The organism is Vibrio sp. QJM3NY_27 (assembly GCF_057785955.1).
This window is the reverse complement of record NZ_CM173512.1, coordinates 1,352,536-1,377,058: the sequence shown is the minus strand read 5'-3', so window position 1 is coordinate 1,377,058 and position 24,523 is coordinate 1,352,536. Positions and strand designations below refer to the sequence as shown.

20 protein-coding genes are annotated in these 24,523 nt (G+C 43.1%); 11 read left to right on the top strand and 9 right to left on the bottom strand.

The window, feature by feature from the left end; all coding sequences use genetic code 11:
- Nucleotide 1: 1 nt before the first annotated feature.
- A complete protein-coding gene (locus tag AC3CIA_RS21735; protein WP_488519051.1) occupies nucleotides 2-1,066 on the bottom strand; it encodes an efflux RND transporter periplasmic adaptor subunit in 1,065 nt (354 codons plus the stop codon).
- A gap of 186 nt (nucleotides 1,067-1,252) precedes the next feature.
- On the opposite strand from AC3CIA_RS21735, the gene AC3CIA_RS21730 reads away from it, so the two are divergent.
- The 4 genes from AC3CIA_RS21730 (at nucleotide 1,253) to AC3CIA_RS21715 (ending at nucleotide 6,601) form a co-directional block, all read left to right on the top strand.
- Nucleotides 1,253-2,452, top strand: coding sequence for an IS4 family transposase (locus tag AC3CIA_RS21730; protein WP_488518938.1), 1,200 nt, complete (start codon nucleotides 1,253-1,255; stop codon nucleotides 2,450-2,452).
- A 276-nt stretch (nucleotides 2,453-2,728) separates the two neighbouring features.
- On the top strand, nucleotides 2,729-2,989 hold the full coding sequence (locus AC3CIA_RS21725) for a hypothetical protein (protein WP_488519050.1): 261 nt from the start codon (nucleotides 2,729-2,731) through the stop codon (nucleotides 2,987-2,989).
- Between the two features lie 146 nt (nucleotides 2,990-3,135).
- On the top strand, nucleotides 3,136-4,854 hold the full coding sequence (aspT, locus tag AC3CIA_RS21720; protein WP_488519049.1) for an aspartate-alanine antiporter: 1,719 nt from the start codon (nucleotides 3,136-3,138) through the stop codon (nucleotides 4,852-4,854).
- Between the two features lie 148 nt (nucleotides 4,855-5,002).
- The gene (locus tag AC3CIA_RS21715) at nucleotides 5,003-6,601 is read left to right on the top strand and encodes a bifunctional aspartate transaminase/aspartate 4-decarboxylase (RefSeq protein ID WP_488519048.1); all 1,599 of its coding nucleotides are present in this window, start codon (nucleotides 5,003-5,005) and stop codon (nucleotides 6,599-6,601) included.
- Between the two features lie 113 nt (nucleotides 6,602-6,714).
- On the opposite strand, the gene AC3CIA_RS21710 is transcribed toward AC3CIA_RS21715, so the two are convergent.
- The 7 genes from AC3CIA_RS21710 to AC3CIA_RS21680 all read right to left on the bottom strand — a co-directional run bounded on the left by AC3CIA_RS21710 (nucleotide 6,715) and on the right by AC3CIA_RS21680 (nucleotide 16,034).
- Nucleotides 6,715-7,404: a hypothetical protein gene (locus AC3CIA_RS21710; RefSeq protein ID WP_237298220.1), complete on the bottom strand. Its 690-nt coding sequence runs from the start codon at nucleotides 7,402-7,404 to the stop codon at nucleotides 6,715-6,717.
- Nucleotides 7,404-8,576 carry an OmpP1/FadL family transporter gene (locus tag AC3CIA_RS21705; protein ID WP_488519047.1) on the bottom strand — a complete coding sequence of 391 codons (1,173 nt, stop codon included), beginning with the start codon at nucleotides 8,574-8,576 and terminating at the stop codon, nucleotides 7,404-7,406. Before AC3CIA_RS21705 ends, AC3CIA_RS21710 begins: the two co-directional genes overlap by 1 nt.
- 93 nt (nucleotides 8,577-8,669) lie before the next feature.
- Entirely contained in the window at nucleotides 8,670-9,482 is an 813-nt protein-coding gene (locus tag AC3CIA_RS21700; protein WP_488519046.1) for a crotonase/enoyl-CoA hydratase family protein, read from the bottom strand.
- A gap of 268 nt (nucleotides 9,483-9,750) precedes the next feature.
- Complete coding sequence (fhuB, locus tag AC3CIA_RS21695; RefSeq protein ID WP_488519045.1) at nucleotides 9,751-11,745, bottom strand: Fe(3+)-hydroxamate ABC transporter permease FhuB; 1,995 nt, start codon at nucleotides 11,743-11,745, stop codon at nucleotides 9,751-9,753.
- Nucleotides 11,745-12,698, bottom strand: coding sequence for an iron-siderophore ABC transporter substrate-binding protein (locus AC3CIA_RS21690; protein ID WP_488519044.1), 954 nt, complete (start codon nucleotides 12,696-12,698; stop codon nucleotides 11,745-11,747). Before AC3CIA_RS21690 ends, fhuB begins: the two co-directional genes overlap by 1 nt.
- A gap of 91 nt (nucleotides 12,699-12,789) precedes the next feature.
- On the bottom strand, nucleotides 12,790-14,919 hold the full coding sequence (locus AC3CIA_RS21685) for a TonB-dependent siderophore receptor (RefSeq protein ID WP_488519043.1): 2,130 nt from the start codon (nucleotides 14,917-14,919) through the stop codon (nucleotides 12,790-12,792).
- Between the two features lie 206 nt (nucleotides 14,920-15,125).
- Nucleotides 15,126-16,034, bottom strand: a complete 909-nt coding sequence (locus tag AC3CIA_RS21680; RefSeq protein WP_488519042.1) for an AraC family transcriptional regulator — start codon at nucleotides 16,032-16,034, stop codon at nucleotides 15,126-15,128.
- A gap of 220 nt (nucleotides 16,035-16,254) precedes the next feature.
- On the opposite strand from AC3CIA_RS21680, the gene AC3CIA_RS21675 reads away from it, so the two are divergent.
- Both AC3CIA_RS21675 and AC3CIA_RS21670 read left to right on the top strand, forming a co-directional pair.
- Nucleotides 16,255-17,016, top strand: coding sequence for a siderophore ferric iron reductase (locus tag AC3CIA_RS21675; protein ID WP_488519041.1), 762 nt, complete (start codon nucleotides 16,255-16,257; stop codon nucleotides 17,014-17,016).
- 77 nt (nucleotides 17,017-17,093) lie between these two features.
- A complete protein-coding gene (locus AC3CIA_RS21670; protein WP_171309395.1) occupies nucleotides 17,094-17,879 on the top strand; it encodes an ABC transporter ATP-binding protein in 786 nt (261 codons plus the stop codon).
- Between the two features lie 116 nt (nucleotides 17,880-17,995).
- Here AC3CIA_RS21670 and AC3CIA_RS21665 read toward each other — a convergent pair whose 3' ends face one another.
- Nucleotides 17,996-19,189: a multidrug effflux MFS transporter gene (locus tag AC3CIA_RS21665; RefSeq protein ID WP_488519040.1), complete on the bottom strand. Its 1,194-nt coding sequence runs from the start codon at nucleotides 19,187-19,189 to the stop codon at nucleotides 17,996-17,998.
- A gap of 270 nt (nucleotides 19,190-19,459) precedes the next feature.
- Here AC3CIA_RS21665 and AC3CIA_RS21660 point away from each other — a divergent pair, with 270 nt between their 5' ends.
- The 5 genes from AC3CIA_RS21660 (at nucleotide 19,460) to AC3CIA_RS21640 (ending at nucleotide 24,515) form a co-directional block, all read left to right on the top strand.
- The gene (locus tag AC3CIA_RS21660) at nucleotides 19,460-20,545 is read left to right on the top strand and encodes a PQQ-dependent sugar dehydrogenase (RefSeq protein WP_488519039.1); all 1,086 of its coding nucleotides are present in this window, start codon (nucleotides 19,460-19,462) and stop codon (nucleotides 20,543-20,545) included.
- Between the two features lie 449 nt (nucleotides 20,546-20,994).
- A complete protein-coding gene (locus tag AC3CIA_RS21655) occupies nucleotides 20,995-21,204 on the top strand; it encodes a cold-shock protein (RefSeq protein ID WP_004731543.1) in 210 nt (69 codons plus the stop codon).
- A gap of 117 nt (nucleotides 21,205-21,321) precedes the next feature.
- The gene (locus tag AC3CIA_RS21650; RefSeq protein WP_004731545.1) at nucleotides 21,322-21,861 is read left to right on the top strand and encodes a YaeQ family protein; all 540 of its coding nucleotides are present in this window, start codon (nucleotides 21,322-21,324) and stop codon (nucleotides 21,859-21,861) included.
- Entirely contained in the window at nucleotides 21,854-22,435 is a 582-nt protein-coding gene (locus AC3CIA_RS21645) for a hypothetical protein (protein WP_065207122.1), read from the top strand. Before AC3CIA_RS21650 ends, AC3CIA_RS21645 begins: the two co-directional genes overlap by 8 nt.
- A 607-nt stretch (nucleotides 22,436-23,042) precedes the next feature.
- A complete protein-coding gene (locus AC3CIA_RS21640; RefSeq protein ID WP_488519038.1) occupies nucleotides 23,043-24,515 on the top strand; it encodes a C69 family dipeptidase in 1,473 nt (490 codons plus the stop codon).
- Nucleotides 24,516-24,523: the final 8 nt, after the last annotated feature.

The window sequence follows — 24,523 nt, the reverse complement described above, 5'->3', positions numbered from 1 at the left end:
CCTAGTTACTTTGCTTAGTACTTTTGTCAGTAATCAACGGATGTTGGTTATTAACCAGAACCCATCCACTATTCTTGAGTTGGTGTTGGTTTGAAGTCACAACCACATCCCCTGCTTTCAAGCCCGAAACCACACCAACATAACCGCCTTGTTTGGGGCCGACTTCAACAGTGCGCTGCACAACCTTGTACTCGTAAAATGGTGATGCATCGTTGCTCGAATGTTCACTGGCCTTTTTAGTCGACGTATCCAACACAAACACGGTGTTCCCATACAAGGTGTAACTGATCGCAACAGAAGGTACCGCCACGATAGTGTCCGATTCTGATGTGATTAACGTAGCGTCGACATACATACCCGCCTCTAACGGCACGGCTTGGTTAGCCATGGCTCTCAATTCGATATTGTGCGTGTTGCTGTCTGAGCTCGGTTCAATGGCAGAAATAGTGCCGTGAAAGACTTCGTCGTTCGTTGCTTCTGAATTAAACTGTAAATCTTGCCCTACCTTCACATCGTGTAAATAAAGCTCTGGAATAGAGAAATCGACATACTGCTTTGATTTGTCTTCCAGCTCGACAATTGCTGTGCTTGAATTAATAAAATCACCCACATCGATATGACGAATCCCAACGCTGCCAGAAAATGGCGCTTTCACTTTCATGTAGTCAATTTGCGTAGCAATATATTCCAACTTTGCACCTTCAGCATTAAATTGAGCTTGTAGCTTATCAACCGAATTTTTTGAAACACTGTTATTTCTAAGGAGCAATTTGTTTCTCATCAATTCGACTCTTACCAATTCAACTTTGGATAGCTGGCTCTTATAGTTGGATTTCAACAACGCATCATCCAATTTAACAAGAACATCATCCTTATTTACTAGCTGACCTGAAGTAAATAGAATCTCTTTTACTTGGCCTGACATTTGGCTCGTCACATCAATAGATTGCTTAGAATGAATGTTACCAATGACTTTTAAACTTTTATCCCAAGTATCTTGGTTTACTTTTTCCGTTGTTACAGATATAGATGGCAATTTAAAATTAGCGACCTTCTCTTTGATCATTTCACCTTTTACATAATGAAAACCAAATACAAAAGACAGTAATATAAAAAGAGCTGACCCGACGATAACGCCTTTATCTTGCGAATCCCCTCATAATCAGGCGTAAAAACAACGAGGTAGACGCGCATCGCCGTCTTTGATCTAATGAATATCGCTGAACACACATTTCGAACAAGTGGGTTAATAATGCGCGACATTCAGATTCTACAACAAACCATACAAAACCAATGCCCCTCCATTCACAAAAAACGCGTTAGTTCTCTGATACTTGCTACAAAAAGTGTACTTGACGGCTCAGACTTAACGCTGACTAAACTAGGTCGCAAACTAGAAACTAATACCACGGTAAAACATGCGATCAAACGCGTTGATAGACTGCTTGGAAATCGCCAACTACATCGTGAAAAAGACCTTATTTATAAATGGCATGCCTACTTAATAACGGGCGCTAACCCATGCCCTGTGATCCTTGTGGATTGGTCTGATGTTCGTGAACAACTTCGTTATATGACGTTAAGAGCATCCGTTGCACTTGATGGACGAGCCATCACAATCTTTGAGCAAGTTTTTGAGTATGGCCAATACAATTCACCAAAAAGTCACCAAACATTCCTCGATAAATTGCAGAGTATTTTACCGAATAAAATCAGTCCGATCATCGTTTCTGATGCGGGTTTTAGAAATACTTGGTTCCGCCAAGTTCAGGAGAAAGGTTGGTTTTGGTTAGGTCGTGTCCGAGGTGAAGTATCAATCAAACAACCCCAAAAACCTTGGGTCTCAAATAAAACCTTTTATCCAAACGCTGTCCATAAACCCAAATATCTTGGCCACTGCTTATTAGCAAAGAGATCACCGATATCTTGTGAAGCCTATGTTTATAAAGGATTAGAAAAAGGCAGAAAAGCCCAACGCCATAGCAGAACCAGTCAAAAACACTCCGCTACACATCTCTATCAACGCAGTGCAAAGGAGCCGTGGCTACTCGCGACCAATGTCCCTAGACATATCTTAAATGAAGTACAAATTACCAACCTGTACGCCAAACGCATGCAAATAGAAGAAGCCTTCCGCGATCTAAAGAGTACCGCCTATGGAATCGCACTTCGTCACAACAGAACTCGTTGTACTAAGCGATTGGATATCCTGCTTCTTATTGCGTTGCTCGCTGAAATCTTGATGTGGTGGAATGGCCTCATTGCAGTACAAGCCAAATGGCATTTTGACTTCCAAGCCAACAGCATTAAACACCGCCGAGTTCTATCCATACCTCGTCTAGGGAGAGAGGTACGAAATCATCGGCGATATCAAATTAATGAATCCCAATATCAATGGGGAATGTTCGAATATCAAAGGCTCACACACAACGCAGGACTAGGGAAATTATGAGGGGATCCGTCAGCGCCTTTATACTTACTCATGTGTTCACCTTGTTTTTTAAGTCTGGTCATTCTACCTATCGACACTGCCAATAAATCAAACTCATATAACATCCACCCAACCTTATATAAAATAAAAATCAAACTTTAAAAATCAAACACTTATAATGAAAACATCAATCGAAACTCAATTTTTGTTTTATTGCTATTTTATTTGAACATGATTTATCTATTTTCTCGATCGATATAATTCTCATCGTTCCTTAAACAAATAAACGAGTTAACTATGTCGAATCAAATTAATAATACTAAAGTCGCTATTAAAGAAAAGATGAAACGTATATATGGAGAAGATGTTAACCATAAACATAATAAAGACCATTTAGAATATAGAGAGCATCAACCTTCTCATTCTGGTCAACATGGTGGCGCCCCAGAAGGTCATAAGCATTTAGTCAATCACCATTCTGATGGTCATCATGATAAACATCACAAAGATAAAATTCATGACCATAAAAAATCATCGCGACTGCATCATAAAAAGTAGAAGACTGGATGAAGTCCAGATTATTAAAAATAAAGCATTAAATCAGTTCTTCCACAAAATATGAATTAATGCTTAATCAAACGTTAAACCAAATTAATAAATGAAATAGCAAGTCAATGATGATGCTATTTCATTCAAGGATTACTATGTCATTTATTATTGAACAACTTAGAGACTATCCGTTTATAGCGCTCTTTTTATCACTCGGTCTCGGTTACTTAATCGGTAAAATTAAAATCGGTAAGTTTGAATTAGGTGGAATCGCAGGTTCACTGCTTGTTGCTGTAGCACTTGGTCAGATCGGCGGTATCACGATCTCTAACGAAGTAAAAAGCATCTTCTTTGCTTTATTTATTTTTATGGTGGGTTACAACGGCGGTCCGCAGTTTTTCTCGTCATTCCGCCTTTCATCGCTAACACGCTTATTCGCTTCGTTTGTGATGACGTTTGTAGGATTAATCACGGTTGTGTTGCTCTCTAAATGGGCAGGACTAGATAAAGGTTTAGCGGCGGGCCTTGCGGCTGGTGGCTTAACACAATCGGCAATCATAGGTACTGCAGGTAATGCTATCGATCAGCTGAACCTAGCGCCAGATGTCACCTCAACGCTTAAAACAAACGTGGCTGTGGGTTACTCAATCACCTACATCTTCGGCTCTCTTGGTCCGATTCTAATGATGTCACTCATTCCAATGGTAATGGGTTGGAACATAACCAAAGAAGCGAAGAAGCTTGCGGAAAAAATGGGCGCTGGCAGCAAGCAACTAAACGAGGGTGAATTCTCGGCATTGAACCGCGTATCTTCTCGTGCTTATCAAGTGACCGCGAACTCTATGTTTGTTGGAAAAAGTGTTGTCGAGTTAGAAGAAGCATTCGATGCCGACCTCACTATTGAAGCGATCTACCGCTCACAGAAAGACACAGAATCAACGTTAGATTTGGCGAAGAACCCTATTTTAGCGGCGGATGACAAAGTTTACCTAACTGGTCTGACTCAGGCATTTCCTAAAGTGACCTCGCTGGGTATCGAACTCGGTGAATTTAGTGAAGAAAGCAATGTTGTCCAAACACAACAGAAGGTCGTACTCACGAATAAGAAACTAGCGGGTATTACGCTACGTAAGCTTCACGATGAAACGAACGCACGTATTCGTCGTGGTGTTTATATCACTCAGCTATCACGCATGGGCCATGATATTTCGACATTGCCAGAAACTGAACTGCACATTGGTGACGAAATCACCTTAGTTGGACAAAAAGAAGACATAGCTAAAGTCATCAAAAAAATTGGCTACAACAGCCCACTGCCTAGTGTTACTGACTTCGTAACAATGTCTTTCGGCATGGTGCTTGGCTATCTGATTGGCGAGATTGGTTTCACTATCGGTGGTTCTCATATCGCTCTAGGTTCAGGTTTAGGTTGTCTGGTTTCCGGCTTACTTGTGGGCTACCTAAGAATGCGTACACCTCGTTTAGGCAGTGTTAACCACGGCGCAGCCAACTTTATACAGACATTCGGCCTTGCAGTATTTGTTGCGGTTGTTGGTATTAATGCAGGCGCTCCAGCGCTGACGGCAATCAAAGAGAATGGCATAACGCTCTTACTGCTAGGTGTGTTGGTCACTCTAATTCCTCAAGTACTGACGTTCCTATTCAACTACTACGTACTCAAAATCAAAAACCCAGTAGAAGCGCTAGCGGTTATCGCGGGTAGCCGCAGTGCAAACCCTGCATTCGCATCGCTACTAGAAAAAACACAAAACAGCACACCAGTACCGAGTTTCACGATGACTTATGCGGTTGCCAATATCTTCCTCACCTTATGGGGTCCGATCATCATCAACCTCATTACCAAAATTTCGTAATCAACACCGAATCAGGCAATTGATGATTCAACTTATTAATTAACGATTTAACACAGTAGCTAGCCAAGCAGGCTAGCTGCTCAAAGAAATTAACTCATTTATATATCCAAAAAACTTGGATCTTAAACAAATTTAAAGAGAAACGACTATGAAACGCACAGATGAAAAACGCCTAGAAACACTAAGCCCATTCGAAGTAAAAAACACACTGATCGACCTTGCTCAGCATTCACATGAAAAAACCATGATCAACGCTGGTCGTGGTAACCCAAACTGGGTCGCGACAGCGCCACGTGAAGCCTTTTTCCAATTAGGTATGTTTGCACTAGAAGAATCAAAATCGAATTTTTCAGGGTATGAAGGCTTTGGTGGAATGGGAGTTCAACAGGATATTAGCCTACGCTTTCTTCAGTTTTGTGAAAAATACGAAGACCAAGAAGGTGTGCAATTCCTCATTGAAGCCTTCCAGTTTATTACGGATCAATATCAGGTAGACGGTGATGCGCTTATTTATGAATGGGTTGAGGGGATTCTAGGTAACAACTACCCAGTGCCTGATCGCATGCTCAAATATTCAGAACTTATTGCTCGCAAATACATTGAGCAAGAAATGGCGGGCTCACAGCCATTACCTGCAGGAAAGTTTGACTTGTTCGCCGTTGAGGGTGGCACAGCGGCCATGGTTTACATCTTTAACACGCTAAAGAGCAACCGACTATTGAACCCTGGTGACACCATCGCGACTGGTGCTCCGATTTTCACTCCGTATATCGAAATGCCCGAGCTAGAAGATTACGCGCTCAACAAAGTAGAAATCATGGCGGATGAAGCGTCTGCGTGGCAAATCCCAGACTCTGAATTAGAAAAACTGAACGATCCAAGTGTTAAAGCTTTCTTCCTCGTTAACCCAAGCAACCCAGCTTCGGTTAGATTAAGCGATGAGACACTCTATAAGATTGCAGAGGTTGCTAACCGTCGCCCTGACCTAATCCTTCTTACTGATGATGTTTATGGCACTTTCGCTGATAACTTCACATCATTAGCAATGCTGGCTCCGAAGAACACTATTCTAGTGTATTCATACTCTAAGTACTTTGGTGCAACAGGCTGGCGTTTAGGCGTGATTGGCGTACATGAAGACAACAACTTCGACCGTATGATTGCTGATCTTCCAGAGGAAACCAGAAGCACACTAACGGCAAGATACCAAGGCATTGCACTTGAGCCGAGTAAGATTAAGTTCATTGATCGTTTAGTGGCAGACAGCCGTGCAGTAGCACTGAACCATACGGCCGGTCTTTCAACACCTCAGCAGATTCAGATGACAATGTTCTCGCTACTGTCTTTGATGAAGGATGGTGAAGAATACAAACGACTCGCGAAACAAATTGTGCGTCGTCGCTACCACACTCTAATGCAAAATAACTTAGCCGCGCCAATCGTTGCTGAAGGCGATCAAACCGGTGCATTCTATTACGTGGAGATTGATCTGAAAGAGATTGCTCAAACGATTCACAGCAACGATTTCTTCGCATGGTTAGAAGAAACGTATGAGCCGCTTGATTTCTTGGTACGCCTTGCAGAAGAACATGGTGTGATTGTGATGCCTGGGGCAGGTTTTGATGCGCCAACGTGGTCTCTGCGTGTGTCTCTCGCGAATCTAGAGGAAGCACAATACGCAAATATCACCAAAGCGATGAACGCGGTAATGCAAAGCTATGTTGAACGTTACGAAGCGGCTTGCTAACACGACCTCAACACTAGAAAGCTCATAGAAGAGCGATAAGTTCTGAGTGTAGATTCACTAAATTAGTGGGCCTACACTCAGTTCTTTTTATCTAAGACGATATGTTAGAAAAGCTATTTGAACTCATAGGTATAAGAAGCGCCAACACTGTTATTTTCACCGAAGTCATCCTCAGCAAAAATAGTGAAGAAGTTGAATGATTGAGCATCACTCAACTTGTAGCTAGCACCGACGCCTGCCCAATACCCTGAATAATCATCAGACCCCATTGAACCGCCACCGAAGCCCATGATCGACCATTCATCAGTAATCGTTTTTAAACCAAACGCACCAATGTAGCCACCGTGTGTTGAGCTTGGCATCAACACATAGTCAGAACCAACATTATCGTCATCGAAAACAGCTACTTCGCCGTCATTATAGCTATAACCAGCCATAGGGAAGATTTGCCAACCGAACGGCTCAATATCGAAATAGCTCAGTGGTATAAATGTGCCAATACTGTAGTTGTTCTTATAAGCATCGTTGTCATATTCAGAACGACTAAAGTTAAAGTTAACAATACCCATAGGCAACAGCCAAGAACCACCAAGTCGCCACTCTTCACCGTCTGCATTGACACGAGCATTTATCATGCGCGCTTCATCAAGCCCAACAGAGCCCGAAAACTTCAGTTCTTCGTTATAAGCAATGCCGGCTTTGGTTACGATCTTAGTGGGATCATCAGGGTGCTTCTCTTCAGCCAAAGCATCCATCGATCCGAACGTTGCCACAGCAACAAGTAATAGATTACGTAATGTCATTAGAAGGTCGCACTAACGCCAACAAAGTGGATACGGCCATCGAAAGAGCCATCAACCATTAAACGATCCATTTCAACCGAACCCAAATCCGCGTATTCGTAGAACACGTCGATCAAGATATCATCCCAATACGTTGAAGCACCTACTGAGTAGCGATACTGTTCGCCAACAGGGAGGTCAACCCATTGCATTGACGGATCATCTTGTGGCGAGGTCTCGTAAGAGAAGCCCGCTTTTAAACGCCAGTCTGAATTCAATTGATAATCAGCACCAACCGCAAATTTCCAAACATCATCCCAGTCACGCTTGATTGGAATTCCGCCTATAGGGTCACCACCAACTGATGCACCAAAGTCTAGTACTGTCTCGTCCCACGCGCTCCAACGATGGAACTGAATACTTGCCAATAGGTCAAGTTGTTGGTTCAAGGCATAACTAGCACTGACATCGACAATCTCAGGTAACGCAATATCCGTAGATAAAGAACGATTGCTACCAGGTAATGGGCCTTTTAACTCATTCTTAAACTCATGTTCTAGTTTCGAGCGGTAGCTGGCACCCAACTTAAGTTTATCCGTTGGTGTATACATCACACCAAGGTTATATCCATAGGTCCAATCGGTATCTTGTTTAGCTGTAAACCCAGAAGTTGACTGCTCAAATGCTGCCCAGCTCAATTGCACACCCGCGCCTACTGACCATTGGTCATTCAGCTTATAACTCAGTGATGGATTCACTTGCATTGCTGTGAGAGTGATATCTTCTAGAAGTGCAGCACCCGCCCATTCACTGCCGTAATCAAGGCTTGAACCGCCAACAGCACCAAGCGCAATACCAAGGTGTAATTTGTCGGTGACTTGATGTGCATGAAACGCGCCAAATGAAGGCAACACTGAATGGCCTTTACCATCCTGCTTGTCGCCGTTATCTTGATATTTCATCTCAAGATCAAACGCCATAGTATTAATGGTCGTCTTGCTTTCGCCCATGTGTGACATGGTGGCTGGGTTGGTCCACATCGCCGCAGCCGAACGAGTGTAAACACCATCACCAGCACCAGTAGTACCGGCATTGGCGACAACAGCTTCTTGCAAAAACAAACCACTTGCGAAAGCATTTAAGCTTGTAAAAATTGCGGTGGCAGCTAGCGAGTAAGTAAAAGTTTTGTTCATCAGATTGCTCATTTAGCCTTAGACATAAAATTGCTCTAAGGTTACCGCAAAGCCCCATAAACAAATGGAATATCCGTTATTCCTGTACAAACGCTATTTGAACTTTCTCGCGACGTATGAACGTGGCTTGTCTCGATGAATTTCACGTTGAGCAGCAATTGCTCTGTTCTTACCTAACCCTACCTTTATCTGATACCAGGTCTCGTAAAATACGGCCATGCCAGGGCTTGACCACCAAGTCTTGTTGTAGAGTTTCTTATTAGCAGCGACGACATCTGGCGACCGATTCGCACACTCAAGTGCCAATGCATAAGCTTCAGCGTAAGGGTCTTCGGCAATCTTAGTTACCAGCCCATAGTCTTTCGCTGTTTTACAATCGATCTCTTTAGCGGTCATCGCCATTTCTAAGGTGTGATCTTTACGCATTAACTCTCGAAATGCGATAGCGCCTCCCATGTCAGGAATCAAACCCCATTTGGCTTCCAGTATCGAGAAAGTCGCGTCTGGACTGGCCATCCTAAAATCACCACCACTGGCTAATTGAAGGCCGCCTCCCCAACAACGACCATGAATCGCAAAAATAACAGGACATGGGATCTCTCGCCAACCAATAGAGAAGTATTGCGCAGCATTCGGCAACGTTGGCCACCATTTAAATAAAAGCTTCAATGCCCCGGCTTTACTGTTCAATAACGATTTAACATCTAAACCAGAACAAAAATCGGAACCACTGCCTTTAACAATAACAGCTCGAATATCTCTGCTCTTCTTGAGCTCACTTATCATGTCATTAACGGCTTCAAACATCGCCATATCAATAGCATTGAGCTTATCGGGTCGATTCAACACAACCGTCGCAATTTGGTTTCCATCGATAGAACAAGTAATACGATCGAGGTTTGGCATGGTGGCTACCTTATAAGTGGTCAGACCTTTAGATTATACATTTTATTAACATATGCCAAACTTGCACATTAAGAAGCGAGACCTGTGTTGCTTAACACCGCCCCTTTAAACAAACGACATAAATAAAAAAGCAGTGATGGATCGCTCCATTCACTGCTTTTCATTCATAGCTTTTTTGCCAATAGCTTTGATCGCCAGTAGTTTTGAATACCAATAGCTTTGAATACCAGTAGCTTTGATAATCAAGGACTCTCAGTTTTGGGAGAACCTATGTTCTTCGAGATTTCAGTAACAAGAAGATGAAGTAGCTGCCACCAATAATGGAAACTAACGTCCCTGCCGCAAGCTGCGCCGGAAACACCACCACTTGCCCTAACCAGTCAGCAAATAACATGAGTGCAGCACCAATTAAAAACGACAAGATGATCTGTTCTTTAACCAAACGCGCACCCACCATTGCGGCAATATGCGGAGCCAACAAGCCGACAAACGCGACTGGTCCCATGGTGGTTGTCACGACCGAACATAAGATCGCAACAATACACAACAATGCCACGTAGGCGATATTGATATTCAACCCTCTGGCACTCGCGAACTGACGTCCCGCCGCAATTAAGGTCACCCAACGACTCAACAGCAGAGCCACACCAATACAAGCCGTTATCACTATGGCCATAATCATTGCTGACTCAGGTTCAACACGATAGGTAGACCCTGCTAACCAAGCCAATAAAGTGTATTTCCCCTCACCCACTCGCGTTAGAGAGAATTGCACCAAAGCTTCCAATACCGCGGTCAACGAGATACCTGTCAGAATTAGAATAGACGGAGCAAACTGATGCTTCTTTCCAAGAAACAGCAATAAACAAAGTGCAATCGCACTACCTAAAAATGCAACCCACGGGCTTAGTGAGTGAATCGAATAGCCCATGAATAAGCTACTGAAAATCAACGCCAGAACTGCACCCGCCGACACACCAAGAATATCTGGGCTTGCGAGCGGGTTGTAGACCAATCTTTGTAAAATCACACCCGCCACCGCTAAGCCGCCACCAGCGAATATCGCGGTTAACATTCTCGGCCAACGAATAGACCATTCAAATGCGTCTGGAATAACAAAGTAGCCCATATCAGAAGAAGGCTGAGACAATGTACTCAACGCCAACAGCCCCAAGATCATCGTCCCCAACAAGAAGTAAGCCACAGGTGAAATAGACTTTGGACCTTTAGGCATCGAGAAAAACAGCTGATCTTGAGCCGATAATTGCTTTCTCGCAATAATAATCAACGCAGGAGCACCAACCACAGCAGTTGCCGTTCCTGTTGGAATCATGTCCAAAGACCATTGCGCCAAGAAAATCGCCAAGCTGTCAGTGACACACAGCAGTAACGCACCTAATACACAGCTTGCGATGAGTTCAGATTTCGCCTTTAGAAAACCTAGATGTCTAGCAATGTTCGGAGCAATCAAACCGATAAAGCTGATCACGCCCACTGAGGTAATCGATACTGAAACCAACCAAACGCCAACCACCATCAATACAAAGAATGTGGTGCCAATATTGAGCCCGCGCGCTGCTGCCCCTTCTGTGCCGATGGAAAGCAAAGTCAGAACTCGCGGAGCTAAGAAGAATATGGCAAAAATCGGCAACAGCTTAGGCATCAACCAAAGCACTTGTTCCCAACCATTCTGTCCTAGGTCGCCCGCTCCCCACACAAATAGATTTTGTGCGTACTGATCGTTGAGCAGAATAATCGCTGTCGCAAATGCCCCTAGCAACAAGTTGACCGCCATACCCGCCAATACAATTGGCAAACCGCTCATGTTTTTGATTCCGACAATCGAAACAATCAGCCCCATCGCAAGCAGCGCACCAATTAGAGCAAACCAAACTGAATACTGAGCGACCAACATCGGCGCAACCACATTCAGAATAACCAGACCAAGCCAAGCGCCTGATGATGTACCGAGTGTAAGCGGAGACATCATGCGGTTTTGCGTTAACTGTTGGAACAAACTACCGATAGTACCGAGTGTCCCACCAACCAAAATCGCCATCACTAAACGAGGTAAATTGACATAGGCTAACGCCATCAACTCGAATGAATCATCGACCATTGAGTTGAATGTGGTGATATCACTGATCTGTGAGACTTGCTGGAGCAACTCACTAATAGGGCCAAATTCCGACTGCCCTAACCACAAATGAACAAGGGCAGCGCAAAACAGCGCAGCCCCCATCATAAAACCACTGGATTTCATTACTGCTCCGCTACCGTCAATAGCGATTTCGCCATGGCTTCTGCGTTATACAAAATCGACATTGCACCGCCGTAACTCCAACTTGCCGCGACTGGGCTAAATTGACCCTTGCGGACGAAAGGCATGCTCTTCCAAACCGGAGAACGGTCTAGCTTGTCTTGATATGGGAAAGGTTCAAAGTAAAGCGCAATACCGTTCTTCACGTTCTTAAGCTCGGTCATGCGTTTTTGACTGATGCCCCACTGACTTGCAGGAAGATCCATCGCATTGTCAAAGCCTAGCTGTTCAAGTGCGTATTGTGGAATAGAGTTATCGCCGTAAATGAACACCGATGTGGTGCTCGCAAAACGGAAAGAAGTGACTTTCGGTTTATCGCCCGGATACGCTTTGTCTAACTCAGCTTTTAAAAACGCGATACGTTCATCCATCGCAGCCAGTTTGTTGTTCGCTTGCTCTTCTTTGCCAAGCAATTGACCTATCTTCTTGAAGTTCTCGATAGCAGCCGCTGCATTGCTGTGCTGGTCACTGTATGTTTGGTAGTAAAGCACGGGCGCAATTTCAGAAAGTCGTTCCTGAAGATCTTTCTGAGGCGAAGCAATAAGAATCACATCGGGGTTTAGCTTCTTCAAAGCAGAAAAATTAGGCTCAGTTCGAGTGCCAATGTCCGCCACGCCTTCTGGAATCGCAGGCTGAACAACCCAATCGGTATAACCTGCAATATCAGGTACCGCTACTGGTGTTACGCCGAGTTCAATCACTTGTTCAGCGATGTCCCAGTTCAGCGCAGCCACTCTAGCCGGTTGTGCTTCAAGGGTTTTAAAACCCTCACTGTCTTCAACTTGAAAATTGGCCATCGCATTAAACGATAAAGCGCTCGCCAACACGGATACCACCAGCTTTGCATTCAAGCTCTTTACTTTAGAAAAATGGGAAGCTATTCGTTGTAAATTCATACTGTTGCCTACTCAATCTAAATTCTATATTTCTTCAAACGACAAAAGCAGCCTTAACTAGGCTGCTTTAAAATGGATAACCCTAACCTAGTTAGAATTCATAGTTGACATTGAATTCAACGGTTTGCTCTTGTCCGTACCAACAGTAGCTCTCATTCCAACAAGTGTAATATTCTTCATTGAAGATATTATTGGCAACAATATTAGCTGTCGCATTCTTTAAAGAACTGTTCATTTCACCTAAGTCATAACCAAGTGACAAATCAACTAACGTGTATGATGGAACGGTGCCTTTGTTTTTATCTGATGCATCGTTTAGTACTGTTTCACCTACATAACGTACGCCACCGCCAACTCTAAGACCATTCACGACACCGTCACGCACAAAGTAGTTAGCCCAAACATTTGCAGTATGATCTGGTACGAAAACAGGTGTTTGCCCAATGTTTGAAGCATCTTTATCTTCAGTGATTTCCATGTCGGTATACGTATAGTTGGCCAACAAGTCTAAGTTATCAGTTACTTGAGCACGTCCCTCTAACTCAATACCTTGCGAGCGAATCTCGCCAACAGCTGTCCACGGCGAAGCTCCGTCAGGACGAACGCCCACATTTTTTTTCTTAACTTGAAACAGAGCCATGGAGCCTGACAACATGTTTTCGTATGAGTCATACTTGAGACCAAACTCTACTTGCTCTCCTGTCTCTGGATCCAAGTTATTGCCGCTAGCATCCAGCTTTGCACTAGGTTCGAAACTAGTCGCAAAATTTGCGAATGGGGATAAACCATTATCAAATTTATATAGAGCACCTAAGCGGTACGAAAAGTTAGTATCATCAGTTTTAGTTTTACTTGGAGTGCCACCAAATACTGATACTTTTGTCGTTGTTTCGACTTTGTCAAAACGACCACCAGCAATGAACACCCAATTATCAATCAACATCTGATCTTGGAAGTAAAGACCAAGCTGACTCATTTCAATGTCGTCATTTTGATAATACACTTTTGTGAAATCGTCCGGATTCAGCTTATCGTTATTTGGGTTATAAAGGTTAATTCCATCAACACCTGCAAAAGCGTCGTAAGCTACATCACCTTCAATGTTTCTGTAATCTAAGCCAAAGAGTAAATAATGATCCAATGAGCCAGTGGACACTAAACCTGATAGTTGGTTATCAACACTGATGCCCTTAGAGCTTTCATCAGTACTATATGCTGAGCGCTCCAACTCTCCCGTTATCGCATCAAAATTGCCACTGGCGGCACTTTCTTGATAAAAATCAGCCTGCATATAGCGGAAGTTTTGTAAGAAAGCCCAGTTAGAGTTGAAGTCATGATTAAATTTGTAACCAGTAATCAAGAAATCTCTTTCGATGGTGTTGTAGTTAACGTCACCAGCAAATGTCGATGGTGAAATTTTACCTGATTCAATCGCAGCTAACGGTAGAGTCACGTTCTGACCGAGTGCAGGATCATTCTGATAATAAAGGTTAAAGTTAATAAAAGTTTTATCAGACACATACCAATCGATTGAAGGCGCAATCACATATCGATCTTCTTCAACACCGTCCACTTGCGTATCTTTTTTACGACCAAGAGCGACTAAACGATAAGCAACGTTGTCACTCAAAGCACCCGTTGTATCAATTGATGCTTCAACTAGGTTATCTAAACCCGTTGCTAAACCAACTTTCGTAGATTCTTCGAACTTAGGAGCTTTCGCAATGATGTTAACCATGCCTCCAGGTGGCATACTTCCATAAAGAACAGACGTTGGACCTTTAAAAATTTCTAAGCGCTCCATCGCAATTGGATCAATTTGAGGTTTTACATTCCATCCAGGAAGGATTGGCAACATCATCCCATCGTAATAGTTATTTGAAGACTCAAAGCCACGAATTTTAACCCAATCACTAAGAACCACTGCACCACCTTTGTTCTCAGTTGAAACACCTGGAGCATAACGAAGAGCTTGCATAACAGACTTAACACCACGTTGTTCCATCTGTTCACTTTCGATAACGTTGAGAGTCTGTGGCGTTTCTTCTGGATCTAAAACGGTTTTCGTTGCTGTATTACGATAGGCTTTACCCATAATAGTGACAGTTTCGATATTCGAATCTGCCGCTGTAACGGTTTCTTCCGCCAACGCTTGCGCTGAAAACGCAGTGAGCAACGCTACTGCAAGTGATGAATATTTAAAACGAGTGTGAGTGGTCATAATTCCCTCGGTACCAATGCTTAATATAAATAATAATAAATCTCATTTGCATTGTATGTATCTAGAGGTGGGATAATTAACAATTTGGTGCAAATTCAAAAAGAACTTGACCTATTTTTATCAGAAAACGGTCAATTGGTGATTTAAAAGACAATTGACCCTATTGATAGGAAAGCTTTGCTAGAAGAGAGTAAGCGGGAATATGACTACGATTTAATAATAGGAACCCAGTACTCCATTTCAGCGTCAGAGGCATGTGCTTGATAGGCAACCGGGTACACTTCAAGCTCATATCCATCGACGCCACGATAACCTGAACTTGGCATCCAATTCAGCACAAACCAACTCAAGGTGTGTCGTAAATTCTCAATTGGACCACAGTGCTTCACTACAGCATAAGTTTGCTTAGGAACCGTCAGGACCTCTAACCTTTCAGAGATAATACTCGGTAATTGCGGGATTGAAATTCCTTCCTGAAGCTCTACCCCTGCCCAATAGTGAATATTAGTCCCGTCAAAGCAAGACTGAGTCAGGTCAACCACGCCAATGAACTGGAGCACGTTGTCGTCAGGGATCTCAACCTCACCTTCTAAACGTGACCATAGCTGAGGGACTTTCTGAGCGAAGTCTTGCGTGAGTGAAAACAAACCACTGATTTCTGATGTCATACCTTTCACTAGGAAAGACTCTCTTTCATCAATGCGCACTTCCACAAAGCTTAACGCCCCTTTTTCAGAAGTACTCGCTGTTTCAGATACTTGTATCGGCTTTCTTAGCCCGACTCTTTTGCCAGCTTTTCTATACTGACTTGGGCTAGACCCAAACATCTGCTTAAACGAGCGACTAAAGCTTATTTCTGAATTGAACCCGAGCCCAAGAGCAATATCTATCACGCGCTCTTTTCCATCAAGCAGGTGTTCTGCAGCTTGGCTTAACTTTAGCTCTCTCACATAGTTAGCCACAGTAAGCCCTGTTTCGGCTTGAAACACTCTTTGAAGCTGCCAACGAGACCAACAGCTTTGTGTCGCAATATCTTCTAACGATAGCGAGGAGCTAAGGTTCGAATGGATATAGGTCAAAACGCGACTGATACGACCAAATGCAGGTGTGTTCATATTTAAGCTTTCATATTCTCTATAGTTGACAGCGACATATTCGATTCACCAATACTTTTATCATTTAAAACGGCTTTTATCACTCAAAAAAAGAAGCGTTCATGTGTGTTCTATAAAATGACCAAAAGACAGAGGCACCGAGTAGATGCTCCATTTTGTATGGTTATCCTCGACTATGTTCGTTATGATAACGCAACTGATTCTCATTTATTGATTTAAGATGTTTCCCCAACTGCACAATATTATCACCCGTCGGAAAGCCCCGTCTCTACATCAAAAAATCTTCGCTTACTCAAAACAAGTGACCCCCTATTTAAGCGGAAGCTTTGGTGCGCTTAATAGCAAGAGCATTGCGGTAACAAATGAGGATAGCCATAAAGAACTCAAACGGGTTTACGATGGTCTTTCGAAAAGTCACCCGGAAGCAGGCAAAGCCTATTGGTTAACGCGAACCTGGGATCTGGTGTGTTGGCAGCCTATCTATGTGACTTTCATTTCTATCTATGGGCTTCATTCATTGCCCGACATCAAGAATATCGGTCAATTTAGATACAAAGAGTTCATTACTGGTTACCGCTTCTTTAATGGTGATCATAAACATGGTTCACCAGAAGAGCTGATTCCAGGTGCTGGTGAAGCCATTCTTGCACTGACTGAGTTTTATCGAAGCCAGATCAGTGAATGGACACGTATTCGCCCAGGGTTTACCAATCATTTATTGGCCGATCTATTGTTAGGCAGTTTGATAAAACTTCAGCAACACGAACCAAGCCTGACCAACGATTACATTACTGCACAAGCAAAGCTTTGGTTAGAAGCATGTCAGTTGCCTGAAAATCATTTAGACAGCCTTAAAGTGGATTCTAATTCGGGGATGTTAAAACTGATCAGAATCAGCTGCTGTTTGGTTTATAAGTGTGATTCAAGAAAGTACTGCGACGATTGCCCAAGACACCCCGACAACAAAAAAACAGCTCAATAACACCCTCTATTTTTAAAAGCCAATAAAGCTCGTTTAATTTCACTGAAGCGCTTTATTAGCCTAGGCACAGGACTGACATGTTTCAGCTTTCAAACATCAAAATTGTTCGTGATGAACGAACGATTCTCTCAATCGAAGACCTCACGATTCCGACCAACGAACTGACCGTCGTTCTTGGCCATAATGGTTCGGGTAAATCTACACTCGTTAATTTGCTCTCAGGGCAAATGTCTCCGGATCATGGCAGCGTGGAACTAGACGGTGCTTCCCTTTCTTCATTCAAAAGCAAAGAGTTAGCAAAGAAGATTGCTTATTTACCGCAAAAGCTTCCTGCTTCTGCAGGCTTAACCGTAGAAGAGCTGGTTCGTTTAGGGCGTTTCCCATGGAGAGGCGCACTAGGTCGTTGGAATTCAGAAGACAAATCGATTATCCAACAAGCGATGGAAAGAACAGGTGTCACTGAATTCTCACAAGCTTTGGCGGATGATTTGTCTGGAGGAGAACGTCAACGAGCATGGGTCTCTATGTTACTAGCTCAGCAGTCACCGGTATTGATCCTTGATGAACCGACCTCTGCATTGGATGTTCATCATCAGTTTCAGCTAATGGGCTTACTGTCTGAACTCAACAAAAAAGAAGATGTTGGGGTGATCGTTATTTTGCACGATTTGAACCTAGCGCTTCGTTACGCGACGCATATTGTCGCCCTGAAAAAAGGTCAGATTGCGTTCGAAGGCAGCGCGGATAAGTTGCTTGATGAACAAGCGCTATCGGCTTTGTATGAGTCCCCTATCCGACTGATCGATCATCCAGTTCCAGCCAATACTGCAGCAAGTGAGAAGGTTGCAGTCGTCTGTGAATAGTTCGGGTATTTCAGTTTAAATCTAAGCTCTAAGCATAATAAAGGCCATTGAAATCATAAACTTCAATGGCCTTTTCGTTTTTCACTCGCTAGCTAAATAATTAAACAACCAAATAACTAGCTCAGCTGTGACTCTCTCGCTTCTTGGCTACTGAAACCACGTAAAATATTAAACAGGGTAATCAGTGTGAACAACATGATGACAAGCGATAGATGCCACGCTTCTCCTAGCCCTAATTGAACTAGCCCCATACTCACCATTGAAGACACCACCATCTGCCCTCCGCCAGACATCGCAGCAGCCGCGCCAGCGTTCTTCTTATAAGGCAACATCACCAAGGCCTGAGCACAAGGTAACGCAATACCATTGCCAAGAATCATCAAGAACTGGCCAAGCATTAAATATAGTGGCTCAAGTGGACAAAAGAAAAGCCATAACGCCGCAGCAACATGTAATACAGGTGTGCATAACAGAGTTTTCTTGTTGCCCAGCATAGGGCGAATACGGTTACATAAGCTTGTTCCGCCCAGCATGCCTAATGCAGGAATCACCGCCCACATCGCGTATTCATCTGACGTCATGCCAATCTGGTTTTGCATGATAAATGGCATCACTGATACGGTGGTGATCATCAAGCTAAAGTTAAGCCAACCGATACTCGCAAAGCTCATAAAATAACGAGAAGTAAGTAACTCTTTATATTGAGAAACCATTTTCTTCGGTGAAGGGATAGCTGAAACCTGAGTGACGGTTTCCTTAAACTTGAACGCCAATACCACCCAAGCCAATGATACATAGCCAAGTAGTGAGATAAACACCATACTCCAGCCAAAGTGGAAGTTAATAAATCCACCGATAACAGGCGCGATCAAAGGTGTTATAGAGGCAACCATCGCAATATAAGACATCGCCAAAGGCAAGTCTGCACCGTTGAATCTATCGCGCGTCGAAGCGCGAGCAAGTACAGCGCAACAGCCGGTTCCTAGGCCTTGCAGAAATCGCCCCATCACCATATTGGTAAACGAGTGGCTGAAGAAAATGATCATCAATAGTCCCAGCATGGCGATTAATAATCCGCTCAGCAGTACTTTCTTGCGCCCGAGAGCATCGGAAATAGGGCCATAAATAAACTGGGAAGGCCCAAAACCTAATAGATACACGCTTACCAATAGCTGGGCTTGCTCTAGGGATACATCGAAATCTTTGGCGATCCAAGGTAGTGATGGAAACACAAGCCCCATACTGAGCTGACCGACACTGATGACCAAACACGCAAGTAAGATCGATTTAAAATCAAATCGACGACTCATCGTTTAATACATCCGTTCGAAGAAAAAACGTGCGTATCTAACTCACAACATAAAAACAGAGAAAATAGCGGAAACGCTGCTGGCGAGTTGTTCATAATGCTCCGACTGGATCAAATAGAGAAAGGCACAGTAAACATACGTGAGCTTGTATAATCATACAATAGGCGTTCAACTAAATATGTGAATAGTCACTTTTCAGCAACCTCAGCTTTCCGCCTGCCCACGACAAGCGCTAGACTAACACTAGATGCTCATAATCAAGGGACTTCAATGAACACTCATCACCGTATTTTTTCATGTGCTTTGGCGCTGCTTGCCCTTGCTCCTACAACGTCAGCCTTTGCATGGCAGGCAGAGAAGATCACCGACGGACTCGTGATCCCTTGGGGGTTGGCTTATATCAACGACAACTCCATGCTAGTAACAGAAAAATCAGGCGTCATTAAACACATTGATTTAAAGACCGGTGATCAAAACACACTGTTCAGGCTGCCCAATGTTTGGGCGAAAGGCCAAGGTGGATTATTGGATATCGCACTCTCTCCTTTTGAAAGCGGAAGGTTCTACGTCACTTATAGTAAAGAGGTCGATGGTGAAGGTGTAACGACACTGGCTTCTGCTAATTACAGTAATAATGAAATCACTAATTGGACAGACGTGTTTGTGTCGAAATCCAGAACGGACACAGGGCGTCACTTTGGTAGCCGTATCACCTTTGATGAGAGCCACCTGTATTTTTCAATCGGCGATCGTGGTGACAGGGACAACGGCCAAGACACCATGACTCATGCTGGCTCAATATTGCGATTAAATGCCGATGGAAGCACGCCAAGCGATAACCCATTCACTGACAACAACAAGGTACTCAATGAGATTTGGAGCTATGGACATCGTAATCCACAAGGGTTGTTCTATGATGCCCCGACTCAAAAGCTTTGGTCGATTGAACACGGCCCGCGCGGTGGTGATGAAATCAACCTAATAAAAGTAGGCGCCAACTATGGATGGCCAGTCACATCGCACGGAAAAGAGTATTGGGGCCCAATTAGCGTTGGCGAGTCTAAAACCAAAGATGGTATTGAAGCGCCTAAAAAAGTCTACGTTCCTTCAATCGCTCCGGGGAGCTTGATTGTTTACCAAGGCGATAAATACCCAGAGTTAAAAGGAAAGCTGCTGGCTGGCGCTCTTAAGCTTACTCACATTAATATTGTGACAGTCAATGAACAAGGTGAGGCAATCAAGGAAGAGCGTATTTTAGAAGACTTAGGCGAAAGGATAAGAGACATCGAAACTTCACCAAGCGGCGACATCTTTTTCAGTACCGATAATGGCAACCTGTACCGCTTGAAAAAGTAGTCTAGTTCTCGTTCAAGTAAAGACATTTTCTTTACAACGACAGTTATAAATATAAGCCGTTAAAAGTGGGGCTAAGCTCCAACTAGCAACTTCAAAATTTGAAAAAATTAACGTACCAAAACAGTGCATTCACTCCAAATTTGTCATCAATTTCGACCACCATTTTCACAAAAACGACAACAAATCACCATACAACTGTAACTCCATGATATTTAAGGAATGCAAAGTTTGACTACCCCCAAGTTTCTGCAACCTTTCACTATGGATTCGATTGACTATCCCCTGATTTGATTTAGACTTCATCTCGGCTAGAAAGAAAGTTCTTTGTATATAAACATTTCGTTGGATTACTAGTAACCCCGTTGTGTTGTACGCAATAGCAATAAACTTTTCCGCGCTATCAGTGCCACAATTGGCTCAAAATAAAAATTTAATTTTAGGATATCATCATGTCTAACACAGTTACTGGTAAAGTAAAATGGTTCAACGAAACTAAAGGCTTCGGCTTCATCGAGCAAGAAAACGGCCCAGACGTATTCGCACACTTCTCTGCAATCACAGGCGACGGTTTCAAAACTCTTGCTGAAGGCCAACAAGTTGAGTTCACTGTATCTCAAGGTCAAAAAGGCCCACAAGCTGACAGCATCAAAGTACTTTAATTTAGTATTTTAAAGCTTTCTAAAAATAGCCAGCCTCTGCTGGCTATTTTTTTACCCGCTATTCAGAGATTTAAGGTAATATTCCCCCTCACTATTTCTACCTAAGACACCCTATCAATGGCTCTTAAACCGACAATCTATAAGTTTCGTATCTCTTTAACCGATATGAATCGCGACTATTACGACTCTTTTAATCTAACGGTTGCACAACACCCTTCTGAAACAGAACAGCGCATGATGGCTCGTATTATTGCTTTCTGTATCAATGCATCTCCTGAACTTGAGTTCACTAAAGGGTTGTCTAGCATTGAAGAACCCGATTTATGGCAGAAGTCGTTAGATGACCAAATCTTAGAGTGGATTGATGTTGGCGAACCCGATCCAGAACGCGTTAAGAAAGCGACTCGCTTATCTAAGTCTGTGAGCGTGTTCAGCTTCAACACTAAATCGAATGTTTGGTGGGAACAGAACAAAGGTAAATTCGGTTACCTGAAAGCTCAGATCGTTCGTCTAGACAACGATGGTATTGAGCAGCTAGCGGCGATGACACAACGTACGATGGATCTTTCAGTGATGCTGTCGGGTAACTCTGCGTTCGTAAACAGCGACACTCAATCTGCAGAAGTAACGTGGGAAGAGCTACAGAGTAATGACTGAGATCCAAACACAGACTGAACCTCAGCGCCAAACTAAGCTCGAAGCATGTTTGCAGCTCGCAGGTCTCGATTCAGTCAAAGCGCTGACGACGGGCTATGAAAAAGAGTTAAAGTCATTTATTGATGACAACCATGCTCTGTTTAAGCACGCTTGCGAGAACAAGCCAGACAACTCTGCACGTCAGACGTTGCTTGGTCTGTTAACCAAGGTACATATCGATGCAAGCTATCGCTTTGAAAGCAATAAAGAAGCGAATGAGGCGATGCAAAATGTATTCGATAATACAGTGGGCACTGAGTACAGCGACAAGTTTCAAAACTCTAACGCCCAGCAGTTAAAATTAGTGACGCATTTGTGGTTGTTCATTCAAGGACGACTAGGAATGGATTACAGCCTTGCCAATGATCATGCTGCTGTAGCCGCTACGCTGTTGTCTCGCATATCGAGAAGCAGTGATGATGAGATTCGCGTAGAGTTTATGGCCAGTTTTTATGATGGTTTGAACCTCTATCAAGCTGAGAATAAGCCGTCCGGTTTTGTTCACCACTTTAAGCGTTTGTTTAATCTTACTTAAGCATTCCACCAGCGGCTGTACCCAAATTTGCGCTTTATAGATTCTGTAGAGCGCATCTAATTTCCGTTCCAACCAACCCACATCGAAAATGCAGATTCCCTATTACGCTCGTTCCTCGCTTTAGGGAATGACAAAAGTTAACGAGTCTCTCATTCTGCAAGATCAGCAGCGTTTTTCTCTAAAAAGCTGTCGATATAATACACGCTGAACCCTCACACGCAGTCATTGCAGTTTACTTCATCACAAACAAAAAAAAACCCCCACAAGATCCTGCGCTTCAGCATCGTTGCTTATCCGATTGCAATCCAAAAACCATACTTTAGAAACGAACAAAGTTTTGTTGTGATAATGATACTTCCCATAAAACGACGAGTTAAAGCTACGTACGTGGCAAGGTTATTTTACAAATATAACTTATCAATTTATTCAAAAAGTGCATATTTTTCAGATAATTATTCTCAAATGGAAATGATCATTTATGTGACGAGCGGAAGCATTTTTTCCTATGATGATAAGTACACTGACTTTTATAAAATGATAATAAAAAACCTGCAAATACAACTAACGTTAACTTTAAATTATCTTGTTTTATAAGCGGAGAATTAAAATGAAAATATGGTCTGTATCCTTTCTTGCAACTGCAGTAACTGTCGCTCTAAGCAGTAATGCGATAGCTTGTACTGGGCTTATTGTTGGTAAAGGAGCCTCGAGCGACGGTAGCATTATGATTGCTCGTAATGAAGATTTTGGCATTAACAACTGGAACAAATACCTAAAGTATCGACCTGCGCAAGATAACCAAGAAGGTGACTGGCAGTTAGGTAACGGGTTAGTTGTTCCGATGCCAAAGCACTTCTTTGCTTACTCAGCGATACCAGACTGGGATGCGGATACCGTTAATCGCGATGGAAAGTTCTATGAAGAACGTGGGATTAATGAACACAACGTTGCCATTTCAGCAACAACCAGCGCAGAAATAAACGACAAAGTCGCCAAAGTAGATCCTTTAATCGATAATGGCGTAATCGAAGCCATTATACCTACGCTAATCCTTCCTCAGGCAGAAAACGCAAAACAAGCCGTAGAATTACTCGGTCATTACATCGAAACCTACGGTGCTGGCGAAGGTAACAGTCTCTATATTGCAGACACCAATGAGGCGTGGTTATTTGAAATTGGTTCAGGTCACCACTGGATTGCTGTAAAAGTGCCTGATGACAGTTACGCCATGATTGCAAATGGCTTACGTGTACATGATGTGAACTTGGCAAACAAAGAGGTACTGCATTCAAAAGATATATTCGAGTTTGTAGAACAGCACAAACTGCTTGATAACCCAGATAAAAAATCTTTCAATTTTGCTAAAGCATTCGGGGTTCTTGGTGATGAGTATAATATCGATCGTGAATGGTTAGGCCAAAAAATGCTTACACCTTCGCTGCATCAACAAAGTCGCATGACGCAATACCCTTTGTTTATGAAGCCAGATACAAAAATCTCAGTTGAAGATGTGGCAGAAGTACTTAGCGCGACTTATCAAGACACGGTTTTGGAAGGAAAATCGAAACGACCAATTAGAGTTGAGCGTCAACTAGAGTCGCATATTATTCAGCTTCGCCCTGAGATGCCAGAAGAGCTTCAAGGTATTATTTGGCAAAGCTTCGGCGTGTTACCAGAATCTGTTTTAGTGCCGTTATACTCAACCCTACAAGATTACCCCAAAGCGTACCAAGTAGGCGATGATAACTACAGCGATGACTCTGCTTATTGGCAGTTCCGTAGCTTAACCGCCCTCGCTTCTGCAAATCCAGACAAGTATTTACCAGTACTAAAAGCAACTTGGGACAAAGAAGAAACTCAACTATACAAGCAGGTCGCACACTTAGATAAAACGTTAACAGACATGTATAAAGTAGATAAACAAGCGGCTCTGAACATGGCTGCCGACTACTCATACGGACAGCTTATGCGTACATTGGATATGGCAACTGAGCTTAGATACAAAATGATTACAGATTTGACTAAAAGCACAGAGAAGAAATACTCAAAGGAAGAGTTTAAGAAAATAGTCAATCTGTAGGCTTATGA